We start from the raw sequence: 20,300 nt of genomic DNA on the forward strand, positions 1-20,300 counted from the left end.
GACATGGACGAAATCACACTAATCTTAGCCATAAAAGAAAATGACCTAAAAACAGTAGAACACATCCTGGTGCAGGATCCAGCTCTTGTCAGTAAGGAAGCGCTTTTTTGTGCTGCCAGAGAAGGGCACATGGATATCCTTAAGTATCTGGTTGAATACTCCAGAGTAAGCCTAAACGAGTACGACGACGAGCACAGGAACGTTCTTCATTACGGCGCAGAATCAGGAGACCTGGAGGTTTTCAGATATTTAGTTGAGAAGTGTGGCATGGATCCACTTGTGGGGGACAAGAATCTCGAAACTCCCTGGGATCTGGTGCATAAGCGCCACAGCGAAATCGAGCAATATCTCGAATCCCGCTACGCCCATAAATACGAGGATTTCTACCGCAACCCGATCCGCACAGGCTTTTTCCCTGACCCTTCAATCTGCAGAGTGGGAGAGGATTACTACATGGTAAATTCCTCCTTTATCTTTTTCCCCTGCATTCCGATCTCTCATTCCAGAGACCTGATTCACTGGGAGATCATAGGTCACGCCATCACAAACCCAGAGTGGGCGCACCTTGACGAGCTTGAGGGCGGAAGAGGCTACTGGGCTCCCGATATCTCTTTTTACAAAGGACGCTTCTATATAACCGCTACCTACAGGCTAAACGACGTTCCGCCAACCTACAGAAGGCAGATAGTGGTTTCTTCGGACAAGCCCGAAGGGCCTTATTCGGAGCCTGTATTTATCGACGAAGATGGAATAGATCCCAGCATTTTTAACGACGATGACGGGAAAAGATATATGCTCCTCAACAGGGGTGCCAGAATATTTGAACTGGATGAGTCCGGGACAAAAAAGATCTCGGATGCCCAGCTTTTGTTCTACGGAGATCACAAGAGAGCGCCCGAAGGGCCGCATTTATACAAAAAAGATGGCTATTACTACCTTCTTGAAGCGGAGGGCGGAACTGGTCCAGGCCACAGAGTGACTGTTTCCAGGGCAAAAGAGCTATTTGGCAACTATGAACCATGCCCATACAATCCGATCATGCGCCAAAACGATCCTGACGCAGGAATACAGCGCTGCGGACACGGAGACCTTGTGGAAACCCAGGACGGGCGCTGGTACATGGTTTACCTCTGTGGAAGAATGATAGGAGATGGCTACAGCCTTTTGGGAAGAGAGACTGCTATTGACCCTGTGACATGGACTCCTGATGGCTGGCCAATTGTTAATGGCCTTAAGGGTCCATCAACCATGCAGGTTAAGCCATTTGCTGGCGCTGGCACAGCCACTGAAAAAACAGGCATTTCCCCTTGCGGACTGCCCTTTGACTACATGACACCAAGGCCCTTTACACCTGGGGGTGTGAAATTCTCCCCAGAAACAGGGCGATTTGAGATAAGCGGCAGTAAAGCTCCACTTTCCAGCGTGGACAGCCGCAACATTGTCCTGAAACGACAGACCTCATTTGAGTTCCAGTATGCGGCCACATTAGAAATCCCAGCTATGACAGAGGGTCAGACCGCTGGAATTACTGGATATTACGACGAGAACACATTTTTCGAGTTTGGAATTACAAGCCGAGGCGGGCAGATTTACCTCTACTCCAACGAACATGTGGGAGATGATGACAGAACTAAGATCTCTGATGAGCCAGTTCCTGCAAACGTAACCAGCATAAGACTCATCATGGATACAAGCTATCTCACCCGCAGGCTCTCATATCAGTACAATGCAGAAAACGGCTCGGAGACTGAGTTTATTACATTAGATAACGTTTGTTATCTATGCGATGAAGGCCTTAAAAAGGGCAAACGTTTCACCGGAGCAATGGTTGGAATGTACTCCTACGCAAGTGAAAGCGATTTAACGGCGGTATTTCATTCATCAACACATATAAACAGATATTTGAAATAGGTATGCTCATCCTTCTGATACAGGTTGATGAGGCTTATTATGTACAGATCAGAACAGGCTTTTAGCCTGTTCTTTTTTATGTATGCGAGCATTTTCTTGTAGGTTTTCTCGATTCCCTGAGAGCGGCTTTCATGCTGACAGCACAGCGCTTTCCTGGTGGGAAGGGTCATATAACCCGAGGAAGGATCTGCAGGCAGGAGAGAGAAGCTCACTACACTGTTATAGGTATAGTTCTTTTTAAGAAGATCCTCATAGGAAATGGTAACTCCTGAAGGAAACGAGGAAAGACTGCCGTCTGCGGTGGTTTTTGACAGGTGCACCGAGATGTCTTTTGCAATATCCGCAGTGTGATGGGCCTTCGCCTTATCACTGATGGGGGTCTTGATGATGCTAATGGACGGGATCTCCTGAACAAAGGGCGAGCCCTGGGCGTGGCTATCGAAGGTCTCCAGGATCCACATGCCCATGTGCAGGGCGCTGATCCTCTTGTTTATCAAAAAGAGCTCCCTCTGCATATCCAGGATCTTGGCGTTAGTAAGGCGCTTTATTCCCTCTTTGGAAGAATTGTGAATAAGGTCGCTTATCTCTTTTATGGAGCAACCAGCCTGACGCATGGTAGTTATAAAGTAGAAAGAGCTTATCTGGGCGGCAGAGTAGTAGTGATACCCGTTTTCCGGATTCACCTTTGGAACGATTATCCCCGACTCATAGTAATGTCTTAAAGTATCCCTTGTTGTACCGCAGAGCTTGGCGAACTGCCCGACACTCAGGGTGTACTCTTCCTCGGAGTCTCTCATACTACTGCCAAATAATTTCATATTTCTCTCCCCAAAAATAATTTTCAAATAGTTGTTGACCTGGGGGTTACCCCCAAGACTATTGTAACAAAGAAATTTAAAACCACAAGCCAAAAGGAGGCAGAGAAAATGAAAGACGTTAAAGGAACAATCATCAGAATAATCGCAGAATACCTTGATAAGGATGAGAACGAGTTAAGCGGATCAAGCTCTTTTACAGAGATCGGTCTTGATTCACTGGATATTATGGAGCTTGTTATGCAGATGCAGGAAGAGCTTGACTGCAAGATCGAGCTTTCTCAGGAGATCACAACAATCGACAGCCTTGTAGCACTTATTGAACAGGAAGGCGCAAAAGAGGCTACAGCCTGAATATCATGGGGAACAAAATGGAAAACAACGAAATTTGTAAATTGCTTGGCATAAAATATCCGGTTTTTCAGGGCGGAATGGCGTGGATCGCAGACGCGGAGCTGGCTGCCGCTGTATCTAACGCAGGCGGACTTGGGATCATCGCAGCCATGAACTCAAACGGAGAGCAGCTAAGAGAGCAGATCACTAAGGCAAAAGAGCTAACGGGCAAGCCCTTTGGTGTAAACCTGATGCTCATGAGTCCATTCATCGACGAAGCTGTGGATGTTGTGTGTAAGGAGGGCGTAAAGGTCGTTACAACTGGCGCCGGAAACCCTGCAAAATACATGGAAAAGCTCCTTGGAGCAGGCGTAAAGGTCATCTGCGTAGTTGCCAGCGTCGCCCTTGCTGTAATGGTTGAGAGAATGGGCGCCAGCGCAGTTGTTGCTGAAGGCTGCGAATCCGGCGGACACGTGGGCGATACCACAACCATGGCGTTGGTTCCACAGGTGGTTGATGCTGTAAATATCCCGGTCATAGCTGCCGGTGGCATCGCTGATGCCAGAGGAATGGCTGCAGCTTTCATGCTGGGAGCCAAGGGCATTCAGATGGGAACAAGGTTCCTGACTGCGAAAGAGTGCAACGTCCACGCTAACTACAAGGAGAAGGTCTTAAAAGCCAAGGACCGCGACACTATTGTTACGGGAAAGAGCCTTGGACACCCTGTAAGAGCCCTCAAAAACCGCATGACAAGAGAATTTACGGAAAAAGAGAACACTCCCGGAACAACCCCGGATGAACTGGAGAAAATGGGTGCAGGAGCACTTAGGCGCGCCGCCATCGAGGGCGATGTAAAGTACGGCTCATGCATGTGCGGCCAGATTGCAGGCCTTGTAAATTCAGAGGACACCTGTAAGGAAATCGTAGAAGGGATCTGCAGCGGTGCCTACGCGCTTCTTGGGATCTGAAAGGAGACGGATATGGGAAAAACAGCATTTTTATTTGCAGGTCAGGGAAGTCAGTATCCTGGCATGGCTAAAGACCTCTACGATACAGTCCTTTCAGTAAAAGAGCTTTTTGACGAGGCAGAGAGCATCCGCCCCGGAACCCTTAAGCAGATGTTTGAGGGAAGTAGCGAAGACCTTAAGAAAACCATAAACACTCAGCCCTGTCTTTTCCTGGCGGATCTTGCGGGAGCTGTGGCACTAAAGAGCCTTGGAGTTAGCATCGACGCAGTTGCGGGCTTTTCCCTTGGGGAAGTGGCAGCGCTGTATTTTTCTGGAGCTCTGAGCTTTAGAGAGGCCTTTAACCTGGTGTGTCTTAGAGGAGAGCTGATGCAGAAAGTCGCTGATGAGAATGAGGGCAGCATGATCGCAGTCCTTAGGATGGACAAGGCTGAGCTTGAAGCTCTGGGAAAAGAAACTGAGACTTTCCCTGTAAATTACAACTGCCCAGGGCAGATCGTAGTTTCTGGAAAAGCTGAAAACATCAAAAAACTCTCAGAGATCCTTACAGAAAAAAAGGTCAGATTCATACCTCTGGAGGTGGGAGGCCCCTTCCACTCACCATATATGTCCGAGGCCTCAAACGCGCTTAAAGAGGCACTTTCAAGTCAGGACAGGTTCCACATTGAAAAGCCGTCGATAGCTCTTTTCTCCAATAAGACAGCAGAGCAGTACCCACAGGATAGAGACGGGATAATCGAGACCATCTCCATGCAGGTATCAAACAGCGTACAGTGGGAGGACACCCTGCGGAACATGGAGAAGATGGAGGTTACAACCTTCGTTGAATGTGGTCCTGGAAAGACGCTCTCAGGATTTGTAAAAAGAACTGTTCCTGGGGCGAAGATACTAAATGTCAGCGACCTTGAGTCGCTAAATAACGCTTCTAAGGAGTTAATGAACGCATGTTAAAGGGAAAGACAGCCGTTATAACTGGCGGAACAAGAGGAATTGGAAAAGCCATCGCAAAAAAGTTTGCAGAAAACGGCGCAAACATCGCTATTATCGCAACTTCAGACAATGACAGTGCAAGGCAGACAGTTAAGGATCTCCAAAACCTGGGGGTTACCGCCATGCTTTACATCTGCAACATCAGAAATCCCGAGGAAGTTGAATCAGTAAAAGAAGAGATAATGGCAGATTTTTCAAAGGTGGACATCCTTGTGAACAACGCAGGAGTCACAAGGGACAACCTTCTGCCTGGTCTTCGTATCATGGATATCGATGACGTCATAGATATAAACCTCAAGGGAACACTGTTCATGACAAGGGCGTTTATCATGGATTTTGTCAAAAACAGAGGCGGAAACGTCATCAACATAAGCTCAGTTGTGGGGCTGATGGGCAACAAAGGACAGGCTAACTACGCCGCATCAAAAGCGGGGATCGTGGGGCTTACCAAGTCCGTTGCCAAGGAGTACGGAAGAAAGAACATCCGCTGCAATGCCATTGCTCCGGGTTACATAGAAACAGACATGACAGGAAAGCTTAGCGATAACCAGAAAAGAGATATCGCATCAAACATTCCTATCACCAAGCTGGGCAAGCCAGAGGACGTGGCAAATGCAGCGCTTTTCCTTGCCAGCGAGCTTTCAGGCTATATCACGGGGGAGATTTTAAAAGTAGATGGAGGATTGTATGTATAGAGTAGTTGTCACCGGTATGGGAGTCGTTTCCCCTGTCGGTAATGATCTTGGCAGCTTTTGGAGCAGCCTTAAACAGGGAAAATGCGGCATCGACAGGATAAAAAGATTTGATGCCTCAAACCTCAAGGTGTCCTTGGACGCAGAGGTTAAGGATTTTGAGCCAAAGAATTACTATGACACGGTTCAGGAAATAAGAAAGTCAGATCTTTTTATGCAGTATGCCATGGCTGCAGCCAAGGAAGCTGTTGAGGACAGCAAGATCCTTGAGTCAGACCTTGATAAGGAGCGCTTTGGCGTCTACATCGGCTCTGGTATCGGCGGCATTGGCACAACTCTAAGGGAGACAAAAAAGCTGACGGAAAAGGGACCTGAGATGGTTTCCCCATTCTTTGTTCCAATGATGATCAGTAACATGGCTGCAGGGTCAGTATCCATAAGGTTTGGCGCCAAGGGCCCTACACTTCCTGTAGTGACAGCCTGTGCTACTTCAACCCACACCTTAGGTGAAGCCTACAGGGCAATCAAGCACGGCTACGCAGATGCGATAATCGCCGGCGGTTCCGAGGCATCCATCAATGAGCTTGCCATGGCGGGCTTTATAAACTGCCAGGCCCTTAATCTCTCCGAAGATCCAAAGGAAGGAAGCCTTCCTTTCGACAAGAGAAGAGGCGGCTTTGTCATGGGAGAAGGCGCAGGAATCCTGGTCCTTGAGGAATACGAGCATGCAGTAAAGCGCGGTGCAAGGATATACGCCGAGGTTGTGGGCTATGCCAACACTGCAGACGCCTACCACATCACAGCTCCAGACCCTGAGGGAAGCGGTGCCATAAGAGCCATCAAGGCAACTGCCGACGAAGCCGGAATATACGACGCTTCCGAGGTCTATGTAAATGCCCACGGAACCGGAACCCACTTAAATGACGCCATGGAGACCAAAGCCTTAAAGGCCGTCTTTGGTCAGAGAGCCTACGAGCTTCACATAAGCTCCACCAAGTCAATGACCGGACATATGATGGGCGCAACCGGCGCAGTTGAGGCCATTGCCTCCGTAAAGGCAGTTCAGGAAGGTCTCATCCCGCCAACCATCAACTACAGGGAAAAGGACGAGGAGTGCGACCTAAACTACACTCCAAACGAAGCTGTAAAAGCAAATGTGAAGTTCGCCATCAGCACATCTCTCGGCTTTGGCGGACATAACGCATGCATAGCATTTAAGAAATATGAGGCATAACTATGAATTCACTTAAAGAATATGGTGATCTTTTTTTGAAACTGAATCTGTCGGAGCTCTCCATCCAGGAAGGGGATTTTTCTCTTGTTCTTAAGAAGAGCGATTCTGACCAGGTCAAAAGAGCTGTCGCCCCCGCCCAGACCCATCCAGATCCGGAAGCAGAAGAAGCACCTGAAGTTCCAGAAACAACAGGAACTGCCGTAAAAGCTCCGCTTCTTGGCATCTTCGAGGAACTGACCGGAGATCGGATCCCCATAAAAGAGGGCGACCACGTCAAAAAAGGTGACGTTTTGTGCACCATCGAAGCCATGAAAATGCTCAACGAAGTCGTGGCAACAGCAGAGGGCACAGTGGTTAAGATCTGCGCAAATCCAGGGGATCTGGTGGAGTACAACCAGGAGCTTTTTATCATTGAATAAGAGGAATGACAGATGAACAGAGATGAGATAAAAACAATTCTTCCCCACAGGGAACCAATGCTGCTTCTGGATGAAGCCCATCTTAACGAAGATGGAACTGCCACTGGTTACTACACGGTAAAGGGCGATGAGTTCTTTCTACAGGGGCATTTTCCAGACAAAAAGGTGGTTCCCGGGGTAATTCAGTGCGAGATCATGGCCCAATCAGCCTGCATATTGTTCGCAGATAAGATGCAGGGAAAAGAGGTCCTTCCTCTATACACGGGCCTGGACAAAGTGAGGTTCAGGGGCATGGTGCTTCCAGGGGACAAGATAAGGATTGACACCAAAATCCTCAGAGAAAGTCATCCCATGTACCTTCTCCACGGAGAGCTTACGGTGGAAGGCAAAAAATGTATGAGCGGCGATTTTTCTTTTGCCATCATGAACAACAAAGAGGAAAAGTGATATGTTTTCAAAGATTCTGATAGCAAACCGATCAGAGGTGGCAATAAGGGTCATCAGAGCCTGCAAGGAGATGGGCATTGAGACTGTGGCTGTGTATTCAGAAGCAGATTCCGGCACTCTCCACGCCCAGATGGCGGACGAGAGCTACTGCATAGGCGGGCCTCTTGTAAGAGACAGTTACCTTAACATGGACGCAATCCTGACCGTGGCTAAAAAGGTGGGGGCTGAGGCCATTCACCCGGGATATGGAATGCTGTCAGAAAACCCGGAGTTTGCCAGAAAGTGCGAAGAGAACGGCATTACTTTAATTGGCCCTTCATGGCAGGTCATGGAAATGATGGGCCAGAAGGAGCTTGCAAGGCAGATTGCCGTTAAGGCCGGGGTACCAGTAGCCATGGGAAGCGACATCCTTGAAAGTGCGGATGAGGCCCTTGAGGCAGCTGAGAAAATAGGATATCCAGTCATCCTGAAAGCCAGAGCTGGAGGCGGCGGAAAGGGTATAAGGATCGTAAGGAATAGTGAGGAACTCATTCCGTGCTTTGAGCAGGTGAAAAAGGAGGCCCTTAGCTCTTTTGCCGATGACAAAGTGTTTATGGAAAAGTACCTGGAGAAAGTCAAGCACGTGGAAGTCCAGATCCTTGCTGATAAAGACGGTAAGGTCATCGTCCTTGGGGACAGGGACTGCTCCGTCCAGCGAAAGAACCAGAAGCTCATCGAAGAGTGTCCAGCGCCGATCCTTGATAGCGAAGTTCGGGAAAAGATGTACGCGGCAGCCAGGAGCCTTGCCACAGAAGTTGGCTACACCACAGTAGGAACCGTGGAATTTCTGGTGAAGGGCCAGGAGTTCTTTTTCATGGAAATGAACACCAGGCTTCAGGTTGAGCACTCCGTCACTGAGATGGTATGCGGTATCGACATCGTTGAATGGCAGATAAGGACTGCAGCCGGGGTTACGATTCCCTTTGAACAGAAGGATATTACCTGCAAGAGACACGCCATAGAATGCAGGATCTGTGCTGAGGATGAAAAGAGCTTTAAGCCCGCTGTAGGGAAGATCAGCCTTTTGCACATTCCTGGCGGCGTTGATGTGAGGTTTGATACGGCTCTGTACCAAAACCTTGAAATTACGCCATTTTACGACTCCATGCTGGGAAAGCTTATTGTGTGCTCGGATACCAGGGACGGAGCCATAAGGAAGATGAAATGCGCCCTTTCAGAGTTTGTGCTGGTGGGCGTTGACAACAACAGGCATATGCATATGAAGTTCATGGAAAATGAGTTTTTTGTGGATGGCAACTACGATACGGGCATTTGCCGAAAGGTGCTGTAAATGGAATTTAGGAAGTTTTTTTTGAAGGCAAATAATGAACTTGAGGGCGGAAGTATCCTCCCAAGGGCAAGGCGCATTACCTGCAAGAAGTGCCAGAAGCAGGTCCTTGTCTCGAAGATCAGGAAGAACTACTTTGTTTGTCCGGAGTGCGGCAACTATTTTTCTGTAAGATGCAGGCGAAGGGCACTGATGCTCTGTGACAGAAGAAGCTTTCGAGAACTCTATGGCGAGCTGGAATCCAGAAATATCCTGGATTTTCCTGAGTATGATAACAAGCTAGCAGCAGCCATGGAAAAGAGCCGTGAGAAGGAAGGCGTGATCTGCGGAGAGGGGACAATTGGCGGAATCAGAACCTGTATTTTCGCCATGGATGCCAACTTCATGATGGGCTCCATGGGAGCTATAGTTGGCGAAAAGATAACACGGCTCTTTGAGTATGCCTGCGACCATTCCCTGCCTGTGGTTGGCGTTACCGTATCAGGAGGGGCCAGGATGCAGGAGGGGATGATTTCCCTGATGCAGATGTCCAAGGTCTCAGCAGCAGTAAAGAGGCACAGCGACAAAGGAAATCTGTATGTAGTTCTTTTGACCAATCCCACAACTGGCGGCGTTGACGCAAGCTTCGCCATGCTGGGAGACATAACCCTGGCTGAACCAGGGGCGAGAGTTGGCTTTGCGGGCCCAAGAGTAATTGAAAAGACCCTTAACCAGAGCCTGCCAAAAGGTTTCCAGAGGGCAGAGAGGGTCATGGAATGCGGCTTCATCGATCAGGTGGTGCCAAGAGATAAACAGAAGGAAGTTTTGGAGCGGATTCTGAAGATACACAGCATCTGCAGATGATTGGGATGAATATGGAAGATTACGAGATTGTACTTAGTGCCAGAGCCGATGGAAGGCTCACGGCCAAGGATTATATAAACGGACTAACTACTGATTTTATGGAGCTACATGGAGACAGGCTGTACGGCGATGACAGAGCAGTCATCGGTGGAATTGGCCTGATCCAGGATATCCCGGTTACTGTCATCGGGATCGAGAAGGGCAAGAACACTCAGGAGAGGATAGAGCACAACTTTGGAAGTGCAGGGCCAGAAGGGTACAGAAAAGCTCTTCGTCTCATGAAGCAGGCTGAGAAATTCAAAAGGCCGGTTCTGTGTCTTGTGGACACCGCCGGCGCCTTTTGCGGAATTGAAGCAGAGGAACACGGTCAGGGAAGGGCCATAGCGGATAATCTCTATGAAATGTCCACCCTCAAAGTGCCCATTCTCTCTATCGTTAATGGCGAAGGCGGAAGCGGAGGGGCTCTGGCTCTTTCCCATGCAGACAGGATCTGGATGCTGGAGGATGCCTACTTTAGCGTTGTATCCCCCGAAAACTGCGCAAATATCCTGTGGAAGGACACAGGAAAGGCCGCGGATGCGGCAAGAGCGCTGTCACTTACAGCCCAGAAGCTCTTTAAGGCTGGTCTTATCGACAAGGTGGTAAAAAGCGGCGATATGAAGGGCCTTGCAAGTGATGTGTATAAGGAGCTGCATAGCCTTATGCAGAAGAGTACAGAAAATCTAATTGACGACAGATACAGAAGATTCAGAAAGGTCGGTTACTAAAATGGCTTTCTTATATGAGGAATTCTATAAAGAAATAATCGGTAAAAACGGCGAGATAGAACGCATAGATACGAGGCTTGCAGACAATTTCAACTTCTCCTACGACGTAATAGACCGCCTTGCCAAGGACAGGCCAGACAGCGTTGCCCTTGTACACAGAAACGCTGAAGGAGTATCCAGAAAATACACCTTCTCCGATATGTCCAGGCTCTCCAACAAGGCAGCAAATATGCTAAAGGGCCTTGGAGTTCAGCATGGCGATGCGGTCATGCTTCTTTTAAAGAGGCGCTTTGAGTTCTGGATCAGCATACTGGCCATTCATAAGCTGGGCGCAGTTGCTATACCCACCTCACACATGGTCTCTGCTGAGGATATCACAGAGAGGGCAAAAAAGTCCGCGGCTAAAGCTATTATCTGCGTAAATGCCGACAACATATGTGAAAAGGTCCAGGAAGCCTGCGATGCCACGGGAATGCTTCAGATAACCGTAGGGGAAAAATATGGAATGAGCGTAAGCTTTAAAGAAATGCTGGATAGAAGCTCAGAGGTGCTCTACAGGGTGCCTACAAAGATAACAGATGATATGTTATATTATTTTACCTCTGGAACCAGCGGAGAACCCAAGGCTGTTATCCATGATTTCTCTTACCCCATAGCCCACATCTACACCGCCAAAAACTGGCATGGAATAAAGGCTGGCGACCTTCATCTTACAGTTGCTGACTCAGGCTGGGCCAAATCCGCCTGGGGCAAGCTCTACGGCCAGTGGCTCATGGAAGCTGCAGTTCTGGTCTATGACTACGACCAGTTCTACGCAGGGGACCTCCTGAAGGTCCTGGGAGAGGAAAGAGTTAATACCTTCTGTGCTCCGCCAACCATTTATAAATACCTTATTCTTGAAGATTTATCTGCCTATAACTTAAGTAGCCTCAGACACACTACAACAGCAGGAGAGCCAATGCCAGAGGAGGTTTCAAGAAAGTTTACCAAAATGACAGGCCTTTTCGTCAGGGAAGGATTTGGACAGACGGAGACAGCTCTTTTGATATGTAATTCCCTTGGTGAGGGCAGGGACGCCACATCCGGTGGCTCGATTGGCAAAGTGTCTCCTCTCTACAACATAAGGCTTGTGGACGAGAGCGGAAGAGAAGTCCCAAGAGGGTCAGAGGGCGAGATCGTTATAATTCCCCAAGATGGCAAAAGACCTCTTGGTGTGTTCAAGGGATACCTTGAGGATGACGCGCAGTACCAGGAAGTGTGGGAAGGCGGCGTTTACCACACAAAGGACAAGGCTTTTCAGGATGAAAATGGGAACTTCTACTTTGTTGGAAGAAATGACGATGTGATAAAGTCCAGCGGCTATCGCATTGGCCCTTCAGAGGTTGAGGATATCCTGATGAAACATCCGGCTGTCTTTGAGTGCGCCGTAACGGGCTTCCCATCTAAGACAAGGGGCTCTGTTGTGAAGGCTTCAGTGATACTAAACAAGGGCTATTCCAGCAGCAAAAAGCTTGGCACAGAGCTTCAGGAATACGTCAAGAAAAGGGCAGCGATATATAAATACCCAAGGATCATCTCTTTTGTTGACTCTCTCCCAAGAACATCAAATGGAAAGATCAGCAGAGCAAAAATCAGGCAGATGGATGCAAAATGTAGCAATGATGCGGGAGTCCAGGCTTAAAAAATCTGATATAATCAGAAGAAGATAGAAGGAAGACTGAGGTGAGATGATGGACTACATTCATACAGTGCAATACTACGAGACAGACAAGATGGGCATAACCCATCACTCCAACTACATCAGATGGATGGAGGAGGCCAGGATCGATTTCCTTGCCCAGAATGGCTGGGACTACGCCAAGCTTGAAGAGAAGGGGATCATTTCACCGGTTTTAGCGGTAACATGCGATTACAAGCGCACCACGACCTTTTCAGATAAGGTTTCTATCTGCGTTTCGGTAAAAGAGTTTAAGGGCGTCAAGTTACACTTATCCTACGATATGAAGGATGAAGCCGGAAATATCGTGTGCCAGGGCACATCCTCCCACGCATTTCTTAATACCGAGGGAAGGCCCATCAGAATGAAACAGGAACAGCCAGAGCTTTTTGAGTCACTTTGCAAGCTGGCTGAAGAGAATAACAACTAACGGGGAGGAGAGGAGTAGCTATGACAAACGAAACACTTAGAAATTGTCTTGTTGTTGTCCTTGAGGACATGAAGAATAAAGCCCATGAAATGGGGATTCAGGGCGTTGCAGTTGCATCAGTCTTAAACAGGGGCGAAACTGTGGACTGGATCGGCGAAATGAAAGTAGTGGACACTCCTCACAATAAGAAAGAAGGCTGGAATCTTGTGGCTATTGCATGGTCCAAGTGCGGCGAATCAATTGCCACAGAGGCTGACAGCGGGAATCCAGACCACAAGCCAATTCTTGGAGAGTACGGCTTTGTGGGCGGGGCGTATGAAGAGTTTGAGGGCTTCAAGATGTCTTTTGCCTTCAGCGGAGCGCTCTCTGAAGAAGACCTTGAAGTAGCAAAGTTCGGCATCAGCAGAATGAAGGAAGAAATAGCGAAGAATGAGTGATTACGACTCAAAAGTCATCAGAAAAGCCATAACTGTATATGGATCCGTGCAGGGCGTAGGCTTCAGGTACAGAACTGTCTATGCTGCAAACCTCGTTGGCGCAACCGGCTGGGTTTCCAACAACTACGACGGTTCAGTTTCCATGGAGATTCAGGGCACAGAAGCCCAGATCGACAAGGTTTTTCAAATGGTGGAGCAGGGGACCTTTGTATCCATCGAGGGTATGCAGGTGGAAGAGATACCTGTCGTTGCTGATGAACGAGGATTTAAGGTGTGAAGTCTTATGACAAATTTGAAAAAGATTCGACTTGCTTTTGTGCTTGTTCTGGCGGCAATTTTTCTAGTTTCATGCGATCAGAAAGAAAACAAAGCATACGGTGTCTTCCTGGGATCAGAGGGTGGTCTTGATCAGTTTAAAGACTATGACCTGGTGGTGATCGATGCCCAGTATTACACCAAAAACGAGATAGAAAGCTTTCAGTCCAGTGGACATGAGGTCTATTCCTACATTAACATTGGCTCTTTGGAAGAATTCCGAGATTATTACGACGAATACAAAGATCTGTCCCTTGGAGCGTATGAAAACTGGGACGGAGAATACTGGATGGATGTTTCTAATGAAAGATGGCAGAATTTTCTAACTAAAGAACTTAAGAAGCTTCTACTGGAAAAGGGAATAGATGGATTTTTCGTCGATAACTGCGATGTGTATTATCAATATCCCTTGCAAGACATCCTCAACGGAATTTCAGCAATAATGTCTGACCTGATTCAAACTGGTAAACCTGTAATCATAAACGGCGGCGATGCTTATATGGATGCTTACTGTGAGGCAGGTGGAATATGGAGTGACGTCATTACAGGTATCAATCAGGAGTCAGTCTTTTCCAGGATTCTCTGGAATACTGGCACTTTTGGAACTGCCCTGGATGAAGATCGAAGTTATTTTCAGGAATATTTGGAAAAATACGCTGCCAAAGGCGCAGATATCTACATTTTGGAATACACAAAGGATGAGGCATTAAAGAAACAGATTGAAAGATACTGCAATGATCATGGATTCACATGCTATATTGCCAATTCAATTGAACTTGATGCCAACAATTAACCACCGCAAGCTTACGGAGGAAATTGATGCCTACAAAGAATAATCCCGGAAAAAAAGCTGAGATAAAGATCAAGGAGAACCCTCATGCTGCAGTTATGAAAAAAGCCCCGGACGAAATCATCGCCAGGGCTATACATGATGCGCTTGTTAAGGAGCACGAAAAGAAAAAGTGAGAGAGTGCTTTATTCTGCAGCTTGTTGCTGTTTGCTCCACTTATCAACTTTTCTACACATAACTATGATAGCTACGATCATCGCAATTCCCGCAATAATGGTGCATGCTGCCATAGGAATAATGTAACCTGCATATGGCAGCTGCATTATCTTCTCATAGTCATCTGGAGTAACTTCATCGAGATTTCCAATAGAGAACTTCAATGCAATAATGAAGGTATCATACAAAGTGTGAACTAAGATAGGAATAGCAAGAGAGAGCACATGGTACTTTTTCTGCCCCGTCTGTCGCGCTTTTCCGTAAAAATATCCCATAATCAGCTGAAACAGAATATGACCTGGAAGAAAGGCTCTGGCTATATTTGAGCTGCCTATAATTGCAAACTCCAGATCCTCCAGGATACAGAAACCGCCGCCAAAGATGGCTGCTGCAATTGTGATATCGAGCCAGCTGACAGCCTCAGTGTTTTTATGAAGTGCAAGGCGCAAGAATATGTATTTTACTACCTCTTCATAAAGAGAAGCTGTTAAAAGAGCTGTGACAAATCCTGCCAAAAGTGGATTAAGACCGTAAAATGCGTCATCTTTAATGGATAAAACCATAGAGATTACCAAGGCAACGATCAGCGCTAGACCGCCAAATCCAAAGAATTTTGCCACAGCTTTCTTGGAAAATGGCTCGCCAACTTTTCTCTTAATGAGAAATTTAAGGATCAGAACACATACAATTAGCTGCACAACAAACACTAAAATCATTTTTACTCCTCCTCAAATCGTTGAGATAGCAGGGTTTTAGCCCCATTTATAACTATTCGCAAAAAAAACCCATGTTTTACGAATAATCCAGCTTCAAATTTAAAAACCCTCATTAATCATACCATGAATAATGTACTCTAACGAAATACAAAAAAGACAGGCACAAAACTTTGTGCCTGTCTTGTCTGAATAAGGTATTAGTGATATGATAAGCACATCAATCAGGAAACAAGGGCGTTTCATCCGTTTGAGGATGAAGCGTCTTTTCTTTTTTATTTCTGATCATTTCATGACAAAAATCAATTGGAGAGCGGCACAAAATATGTATTGCAAAGCGTGTTCCGATAACATATAATTGATTTAATACGTCAAAGCGTTGAAGTGCCAATGCAAAGCGCAGATCATGCCGGCTGATCCGGTGGAGTAAAGATAAAGAGGAGAATGATTATGAAAAACAGAATGAGAAAACTATTGAGCTTAGCCCTGGCTGCAGTTGTAGCTGTTTCAATGGCTGCCTGCGGCGTTGGCGGAACAGCTGCTGCAGGCGGGACCGCTCAGGCTGACGAGAACAAGGAAGAGGCAGTTGAAACGGCTGCTGAATCTGCTGCGGATACAGAGCCAGCTGCGGATACGGAAACGGAAGCTACTGATGAGTCAGTGCACTACACTGTCGGGATCTGCCAGCTGGTACAGCATGTGGCGTTAGATGCAGCAACGCAGGGATTTAAGGATGCGATTACGGCAAAACTCGGTGAAGATGCCGTTACATTTGATGAACAGAATGCGGCAGGAGACAGCGCACAGTGTACGACGATCTGCGCGGGATTTGCTTCCGACGGCGTGGATCTTATGCTTGCCAATGCCACTCCGGCACTTCAGGCTGCAGCTTCATCAACTACGGAAATTCCGATTCTCGGAACTTCGATCACAGAGTATGGTGTCGCGCTTTCCCTGGATGGTTTTAACGGTACGGTAGGCAGAAACATCTCCGGTACATCCGATCTTGCACCGCTTGAGAAGCAGGCAAAGATGATCGAGGAACTCTTCCCCGAAGCCAAAAATGTCGGCATTCTTTACTGCTCTGCGGAGGCAAATTCGGTATATCAGGCAGATACGGTAAAAGCGGTGCTTGAAGGAGACGGTCTGAAAGTGACCGTGTATACATTTGCGGACTCCAACGATGTGGCAAGTGTCACCCAGTCTGCATGCGATGAAAACGATGCACTTTATATTCCGACCGATAATACCGCTGCTTCCTGTACAGAAGCGATTAACAATGTTGCGCTTCCTGCCGGGGTTCCCATTGTGGCCGGCGAAGAAGGTATTGCAAAGGGCTGCGGTGTTGCCGCACTGACAATTGACTACTATGAACTCGGAAAGACCACGGGTGAAATGGCGGTTAAGATTCTGACAGGGGAAGCGGATATCGCAACCATGCCGATCGAATATTATGATAATCCGGTCAAGGTTTATAATCCGGTCATTTGCGAGAAACTCGGTATTGAGATCCCAGAGGGGTATACGGCAATTGCCGAAGAGTGATCGGACGAGGAAAAAAATCTATGGATATCACAGCTTATTTTCAATCATTAACACCGCTGACGCTTTTAAACCGGTTGCCGGCAGGTATCGCGCAGGGACTGATCTGGGGCATTGTTGCGCTGGGTGTTTATATCACGTTCCGTCTTCTTGACATAGCGGACCTTTCCGTTGACGGCACTTTTTGTACCGGCGGAGCAGTGACAGTCATGCTGATCTTAGCGGGATGGAATCCTTATGCGGCTGTTCTTGTAGCGCTTGTCTGCGGTCTGATCGCAGGAGTGGTGACCGGACTTTTGCATACGCTTCTCGGAATCCCTGCGATCCTTGCCGGAATCCTGACTCAGTATGCACTTTATTCGCTGAATCTTGCCATTATGGACATGAAGGCAAATCAGGCGGTAAGTGTCGATAAATTTGTGCTGATGCTATCGTCCAGATTTGTCACCTATTCGATCGTTGTCGGTGTGGTACTTGTAGCGGTGATCATCGCGGTTTTGTATTTGTATTTCGGTACCGAACAGGGAAGCGCGATCCGCGCGACAGGCTGCAACCAGCAGATGGCAGGTGCCAACGGGATCAATATTAATCTGATGAAGGTGATCGGGCTCGCCCTGTCAAACGGGATCGTGGCACTGGCCGGTGGGATCATGACCCAGTTCCAGGGATATGCGGACATTAATATGGGCCGTGGTGCGATCGTGATCGGACTGGCCGCTGTGATTATCGGAGAAGTGATCGGCGATGCTCTGTTCAGGAAACACATGAACTTTGCGCTGCGCCTCACATTTGTCGCGCTTGGCGGCGTGATCTATTATATCGTAGTTGAGATCGTTCTCTGGCTCAAACTGGATACAAACTATCTGAAGATGTTGACAGCGATCATTGTAGCCATTTTCCTTGCCGTGCCATATCTGCAAAAGATGCGGATCTCATCATTCAAGAAAGCCGGTAAGAACGCACAGCAGACGCAGAATGACGGAAAGGAGGCCTGAGAGATGTCAGAAATAATGCTTGAGATCAAAGATGTACGCAAGGCTTTCAATCCCGGAACGATCAATGAAAAAATTGCCTTGGACGGCGTTGATCTGACCCTTGAAAAAGGTGATTTCGTAACCGTCATCGGCGGAAACGGTGCGGGAAAATCGACTATGCTGAATGCTGTGGCGGGCGTATGGCCGATCGATTCGGGAAGCATACAGATTGCCGGCATGAATGTGACGGGGCTTCCGGCATTCAAGCGGGCATCACTGATCGGAAGAGTTTTTCAGGATCCGATGACCGGAACCGCAGCGACCATGCAGATCGAGGAAAACATGGCGCTGGCTCTGCGCCGCGGAAAAGGACGTTCTCCGTTCAGACCCGAGGTTACACGCAAAGAAAAAGAAAGATTCAGGGAACAGCTGAAGATCCTGGATCTTGGTCTTGAAGACAGGCTGACTGCCAAGGTGGGCCTTCTGTCCGGTGGACAGCGGCAGGCGCTCACGCTTCTTATGGCGACGCTGCAGACACCTAAGATCCTGCTCCTTGATGAGCATACGGCGGCACTTGACCCGAAGACGGCGGAAAAGGTTCTTGCCGCGACTGAAAAAGTGGTTTCAAAAGATAACCTGACTACGCTGATGATTACACATAACATGAAAGATGCGATCGCATACGGAAACAGACTGATCATGATGAATGAAGGCAGAGTAATCCTGGATATCCGGGGTGAAGAGAAGGCCAGGCTGACCGTTGAAGATCTGCTTCACAAGTTTACTTCCGTATCAGGCGAAGAATTTGCCAGTGACAAAGCACTGCTCTCATGAAGAGTACAATCCGTTCATATCTTCGTTTTGGGATTTTTGATATAATTCGTTAAGAGATTATATTACAGTCTGCAAATAAAAAGTCGATAACAAGGAATAGGAAGTCTTGTAAACAAAGTCGGATAACAGTTTATATCGAGGGAAGATTAAACTCATTAGTTTTATAGGAACGTACAAAGATGCACGTTACACAAGAAATGCTGATGTGCGATAGTGGGTTTTATCGGAAGATAAAAATGTATAGTTGTATGGAGCAGGTCTTCGGACCTGCTTTTTTTGACACTTATTTGCGACTGAATTGCGACCCCGTTGGTACTGACTTCAATATATCTGCATGCTATCCTCTTAAATGCAGGAAGGAAAGAGGAAGATGAAAGGTGGTTTCATTCACCATAATACATCAGTAAAGACAGAGATATCACGATGATTGCCATACTAAACGCACACTTTTCGTATTACGAATAAAGCTTGTGCATTTCAGGTAATATCAGTATTTGTGGGGATTATTATGAAATAGTTAACGCAACCAATACCACGAACAGTGAAGAGGTTATCGCAACTATCGCTTTGCGGGACATTCCATGTACATATATAATAGTATTATATCAAGTCATAAGGTTAGCAAAGAAACTGATGGCGTCGTATACAAGATTGAGAGGATAGCCTATGGCATTTTCTGCAGAGAGATATCTGATTCACGTTGAAAGTCCTGAAATAACCCCAAACGAAAATAAAAGAACTCAGGTGATTGATTGCATTATGAAATACTTCGGCATGCATCCAAATAGTCTTCTGAGTAAAGAAAGGTTGTCTTGCAAAACATACATTGAAAGCATACTTTCTGAAGATGTGCTGTACGAGCATAGCGTTGAGGATCTGGCTGTTAAAAGCATCATTGAGGCTGCTGAAGGGTATTTGAGAAGCGAAGGCTTTGACGCAAATAACCAGGCATTCAATGATGAGCTGTTTGCAATATACTGTTCTGGTGTATCGAAATATATAGAGTTTGGAGGAATTACTTATGAAGAGGGTATTGCCAAGATAACAAAGTGGCATGAGAAGTGCAATATAAGTGGAGATAAAGAAGAACTAGATTCACATGAGCTGGAAGCTACTACCGGTGGCATTGCAGGAATTGTTGATTGGCTACCCGATGCACTCGAGAATAAAATTACAACTGTAGAAAAGCCAAATCTGCAACAGTAGTTGCGGTGATGAAAGGCGGTCCTGAAGGGCCGCCTTATTTTTGTCATAGTAAACGCAACACTTTTGTATCACGAATAAAACATGTGCAAATCAGTAAACATCGACATTGCCGGAGTTTTTATGAAATAGTTAACGAGACTTACATTACGATAATTGAAATAGTTAACGCAACTTTTATGAGCATGGGAATGCTAGAAATGCAGATAGATACTGGCTTCTGAGAGGGCGCTCGCTCGCTTCTCATACGTGCAAACTATTCGCAAAACCCATGTTTTACGAATAATCTAGCTGTAAATTTAAAAAACCAGTAAAATACCATAATAAACGCACTAATCCTAGATTAAAAGCAACAAAAATAACTGCTGTTGCATTTAGTCTGGGAT

General features: G+C 47.0%; 23 protein-coding genes. 21 read left to right on the top strand and 2 right to left on the bottom strand.

Annotation, left to right across the window (positions count from 1 at the left end; translation table 11 throughout):
• Positions 1-3 precede the first annotated feature (3 nt).
• Positions 4-1,911, top strand: coding sequence for a family 43 glycosylhydrolase (locus D6855_RS16150; protein ID WP_120742995.1), 1,908 nt, complete (start codon positions 4-6; stop codon positions 1,909-1,911).
• Here the strand turns inward: D6855_RS16150 and D6855_RS16155 are convergent.
• Positions 1,875-2,729, bottom strand: coding sequence for a MerR family transcriptional regulator (locus D6855_RS16155; RefSeq protein WP_120742998.1), 855 nt, complete (start codon positions 2,727-2,729; stop codon positions 1,875-1,877). The genes D6855_RS16150 and D6855_RS16155 overlap by 37 nt on opposite strands.
• Before the next feature lie 60 nt (positions 2,730-2,789).
• On the opposite strand from D6855_RS16155, the gene D6855_RS16160 reads away from it, so the two are divergent.
• From D6855_RS16160 to D6855_RS16750, 16 genes are read left to right on the top strand one after another with little or no spacing between them, the layout of a single operon-like run.
• The gene (locus tag D6855_RS16160) at positions 2,790-3,080 is read left to right on the top strand and encodes an acyl carrier protein (RefSeq protein ID WP_442861352.1); all 291 of its coding nucleotides are present in this window, start codon (positions 2,790-2,792) and stop codon (positions 3,078-3,080) included.
• Positions 3,081-3,097: 17 nt separating this feature from the next.
• Positions 3,098-4,027, top strand: coding sequence for an enoyl-[acyl-carrier-protein] reductase FabK (fabK, locus tag D6855_RS16165; RefSeq protein WP_120743002.1), 930 nt, complete (start codon positions 3,098-3,100; stop codon positions 4,025-4,027).
• 12 nt (positions 4,028-4,039) lie between these two features.
• On the top strand, positions 4,040-4,975 hold the full coding sequence (gene fabD / locus D6855_RS16170) for an ACP S-malonyltransferase (protein ID WP_120743004.1): 936 nt from the start codon (positions 4,040-4,042) through the stop codon (positions 4,973-4,975).
• Complete coding sequence (gene fabG, locus D6855_RS16175) at positions 4,969-5,709, top strand: 3-oxoacyl-[acyl-carrier-protein] reductase (protein WP_120743006.1); 741 nt, start codon at positions 4,969-4,971, stop codon at positions 5,707-5,709. Before fabD ends, fabG begins: the two co-directional genes overlap by 7 nt.
• Positions 5,702-6,940, top strand: a complete 1,239-nt coding sequence (gene fabF, locus D6855_RS16180; RefSeq protein WP_120743008.1) for a beta-ketoacyl-ACP synthase II — start codon at positions 5,702-5,704, stop codon at positions 6,938-6,940. The genes fabG and fabF overlap by 8 nt, the downstream gene beginning before the upstream one ends.
• Before the next feature lie 2 nt (positions 6,941-6,942).
• Positions 6,943-7,359 (top strand): acetyl-CoA carboxylase biotin carboxyl carrier protein, encoded by a 417-nt coding sequence (locus D6855_RS16185; protein ID WP_120743010.1) that lies wholly within the window; start codon positions 6,943-6,945, stop codon positions 7,357-7,359.
• Between the two features lie 12 nt (positions 7,360-7,371).
• Positions 7,372-7,806, top strand: coding sequence for a 3-hydroxyacyl-ACP dehydratase FabZ family protein (locus tag D6855_RS16190; RefSeq protein ID WP_120743012.1), 435 nt, complete (start codon positions 7,372-7,374; stop codon positions 7,804-7,806).
• A 1-nt stretch (position 7,807) separates the two neighbouring features.
• Positions 7,808-9,136 carry an acetyl-CoA carboxylase biotin carboxylase subunit gene (locus tag D6855_RS16870; protein ID WP_199712473.1) on the top strand — a complete coding sequence of 443 codons (1,329 nt, stop codon included), beginning with the start codon at positions 7,808-7,810 and terminating at the stop codon, positions 9,134-9,136.
• A 21-nt stretch (positions 9,137-9,157) separates the two neighbouring features.
• Positions 9,158-9,976 carry an acetyl-CoA carboxylase carboxyltransferase subunit beta gene (locus tag D6855_RS16875; RefSeq protein ID WP_243112002.1) on the top strand — a complete coding sequence of 273 codons (819 nt, stop codon included), beginning with the start codon at positions 9,158-9,160 and terminating at the stop codon, positions 9,974-9,976.
• A 5-nt stretch (positions 9,977-9,981) separates the two neighbouring features.
• Positions 9,982-10,743 carry a carboxyltransferase subunit alpha gene (gene accA / locus D6855_RS16200; protein WP_243112005.1) on the top strand — a complete coding sequence of 254 codons (762 nt, stop codon included), beginning with the start codon at positions 9,982-9,984 and terminating at the stop codon, positions 10,741-10,743.
• A 1-nt stretch (position 10,744) separates the two neighbouring features.
• Positions 10,745-12,424: an AMP-binding protein gene (locus D6855_RS16205; protein ID WP_120743016.1), complete on the top strand. Its 1,680-nt coding sequence runs from the start codon at positions 10,745-10,747 to the stop codon at positions 12,422-12,424.
• A gap of 46 nt (positions 12,425-12,470) precedes the next feature.
• Positions 12,471-12,890, top strand: a complete 420-nt coding sequence (locus D6855_RS16210) for an acyl-CoA thioesterase (protein WP_243112006.1) — start codon at positions 12,471-12,473, stop codon at positions 12,888-12,890.
• 20 nt (positions 12,891-12,910) lie between these two features.
• Positions 12,911-13,327 carry a hypothetical protein gene (locus D6855_RS16215; protein ID WP_120743018.1) on the top strand — a complete coding sequence of 139 codons (417 nt, stop codon included), beginning with the start codon at positions 12,911-12,913 and terminating at the stop codon, positions 13,325-13,327.
• The gene (locus D6855_RS16220) at positions 13,320-13,604 is read left to right on the top strand and encodes an acylphosphatase (protein ID WP_120743020.1); all 285 of its coding nucleotides are present in this window, start codon (positions 13,320-13,322) and stop codon (positions 13,602-13,604) included. The genes D6855_RS16215 and D6855_RS16220 overlap by 8 nt, the downstream gene beginning before the upstream one ends.
• A gap of 6 nt (positions 13,605-13,610) precedes the next feature.
• Positions 13,611-14,435, top strand: a complete 825-nt coding sequence (locus D6855_RS16225) for an endo alpha-1,4 polygalactosaminidase (protein ID WP_120743022.1) — start codon at positions 13,611-13,613, stop codon at positions 14,433-14,435.
• A 26-nt stretch (positions 14,436-14,461) separates the two neighbouring features.
• The gene (locus tag D6855_RS16750) at positions 14,462-14,608 is read left to right on the top strand and encodes a hypothetical protein (RefSeq protein ID WP_158589565.1); all 147 of its coding nucleotides are present in this window, start codon (positions 14,462-14,464) and stop codon (positions 14,606-14,608) included.
• Positions 14,609-14,617: 9 nt separating this feature from the next.
• Here D6855_RS16750 and D6855_RS16230 read toward each other — a convergent pair whose 3' ends face one another.
• The gene (locus tag D6855_RS16230) at positions 14,618-15,364 is read right to left on the bottom strand and encodes a PrsW family glutamic-type intramembrane protease (protein WP_120743024.1); all 747 of its coding nucleotides are present in this window, start codon (positions 15,362-15,364) and stop codon (positions 14,618-14,620) included.
• Positions 15,365-15,811: 447 nt separating this feature from the next.
• On the opposite strand from D6855_RS16230, the gene D6855_RS16235 reads away from it, so the two are divergent.
• From D6855_RS16235 to D6855_RS16250, 4 genes are all read left to right on the top strand, one after another.
• Positions 15,812-16,906: an ABC transporter substrate-binding protein gene (locus D6855_RS16235; protein WP_243112008.1), complete on the top strand. Its 1,095-nt coding sequence runs from the start codon at positions 15,812-15,814 to the stop codon at positions 16,904-16,906.
• A gap of 20 nt (positions 16,907-16,926) precedes the next feature.
• Complete coding sequence (locus tag D6855_RS16240; RefSeq protein WP_120743026.1) at positions 16,927-17,898, top strand: ABC transporter permease; 972 nt, start codon at positions 16,927-16,929, stop codon at positions 17,896-17,898.
• A gap of 15 nt (positions 17,899-17,913) precedes the next feature.
• A complete protein-coding gene (locus D6855_RS16245) occupies positions 17,914-18,711 on the top strand; it encodes an ABC transporter ATP-binding protein (protein WP_120743034.1) in 798 nt (265 codons plus the stop codon).
• A 666-nt stretch (positions 18,712-19,377) separates the two neighbouring features.
• On the top strand, positions 19,378-19,917 hold the full coding sequence (locus tag D6855_RS16250; RefSeq protein ID WP_120743028.1) for a hypothetical protein: 540 nt from the start codon (positions 19,378-19,380) through the stop codon (positions 19,915-19,917).
• Positions 19,918-20,300: the final 383 nt, after the last annotated feature.

Origin of the sequence: Butyrivibrio sp. CB08, from assembly GCF_003625485.1 — a bacterium.
In the GTDB taxonomy this organism is placed as follows: Bacteria; Bacillota; Clostridia; order Lachnospirales; family Lachnospiraceae; genus Butyrivibrio.

What these genes read in the sequence shown, in the direction of transcription:
- D6855_RS16150 (WP_120742995.1), top strand. Translation starts at nt 4, where the DNA reads ATGGACGAAATCACACTAATCTTAGCCATAAAAGAAAATGACCTAAAA.
- D6855_RS16155 (WP_120742998.1), bottom strand. Translation starts at nt 2,729, where the DNA reads ATGAAATTATTTGGCAGTAGTATGAGAGACTCCGAGGAAGAGTACACC.
- fabK (WP_120743002.1), top strand. Translation starts at nt 3,098, where the DNA reads ATGGAAAACAACGAAATTTGTAAATTGCTTGGCATAAAATATCCGGTT.
- fabD (WP_120743004.1), top strand. Translation starts at nt 4,040, where the DNA reads ATGGGAAAAACAGCATTTTTATTTGCAGGTCAGGGAAGTCAGTATCCT.
- fabG (WP_120743006.1), top strand. Translation starts at nt 4,969, where the DNA reads ATGTTAAAGGGAAAGACAGCCGTTATAACTGGCGGAACAAGAGGAATT.
- fabF (WP_120743008.1), top strand. Translation starts at nt 5,702, where the DNA reads ATGTATAGAGTAGTTGTCACCGGTATGGGAGTCGTTTCCCCTGTCGGT.
- D6855_RS16185 (WP_120743010.1), top strand. Translation starts at nt 6,943, where the DNA reads ATGAATTCACTTAAAGAATATGGTGATCTTTTTTTGAAACTGAATCTG.
- D6855_RS16190 (WP_120743012.1), top strand. Translation starts at nt 7,372, where the DNA reads ATGAACAGAGATGAGATAAAAACAATTCTTCCCCACAGGGAACCAATG.
- D6855_RS16870 (WP_199712473.1), top strand. Translation starts at nt 7,808, where the DNA reads ATGTTTTCAAAGATTCTGATAGCAAACCGATCAGAGGTGGCAATAAGG.
- accA (WP_243112005.1), top strand. Translation starts at nt 9,982, where the DNA reads ATGAATATGGAAGATTACGAGATTGTACTTAGTGCCAGAGCCGATGGA.
- D6855_RS16205 (WP_120743016.1), top strand. Translation starts at nt 10,745, where the DNA reads ATGGCTTTCTTATATGAGGAATTCTATAAAGAAATAATCGGTAAAAAC.
- D6855_RS16210 (WP_243112006.1), top strand. Translation starts at nt 12,471, where the DNA reads ATGATGGACTACATTCATACAGTGCAATACTACGAGACAGACAAGATG.
- D6855_RS16215 (WP_120743018.1), top strand. Translation starts at nt 12,911, where the DNA reads ATGACAAACGAAACACTTAGAAATTGTCTTGTTGTTGTCCTTGAGGAC.
- D6855_RS16220 (WP_120743020.1), top strand. Translation starts at nt 13,320, where the DNA reads ATGAGTGATTACGACTCAAAAGTCATCAGAAAAGCCATAACTGTATAT.
- D6855_RS16225 (WP_120743022.1), top strand. Translation starts at nt 13,611, where the DNA reads ATGACAAATTTGAAAAAGATTCGACTTGCTTTTGTGCTTGTTCTGGCG.
- D6855_RS16750 (WP_158589565.1), top strand. Translation starts at nt 14,462, where the DNA reads ATGCCTACAAAGAATAATCCCGGAAAAAAAGCTGAGATAAAGATCAAG.
- D6855_RS16230 (WP_120743024.1), bottom strand. Translation starts at nt 15,364, where the DNA reads ATGATTTTAGTGTTTGTTGTGCAGCTAATTGTATGTGTTCTGATCCTT.
- D6855_RS16235 (WP_243112008.1), top strand. Translation starts at nt 15,812, where the DNA reads ATGAAAAACAGAATGAGAAAACTATTGAGCTTAGCCCTGGCTGCAGTT.
- D6855_RS16240 (WP_120743026.1), top strand. Translation starts at nt 16,927, where the DNA reads ATGGATATCACAGCTTATTTTCAATCATTAACACCGCTGACGCTTTTA.
- D6855_RS16245 (WP_120743034.1), top strand. Translation starts at nt 17,914, where the DNA reads ATGCTTGAGATCAAAGATGTACGCAAGGCTTTCAATCCCGGAACGATC.
- D6855_RS16250 (WP_120743028.1), top strand. Translation starts at nt 19,378, where the DNA reads ATGGCATTTTCTGCAGAGAGATATCTGATTCACGTTGAAAGTCCTGAA.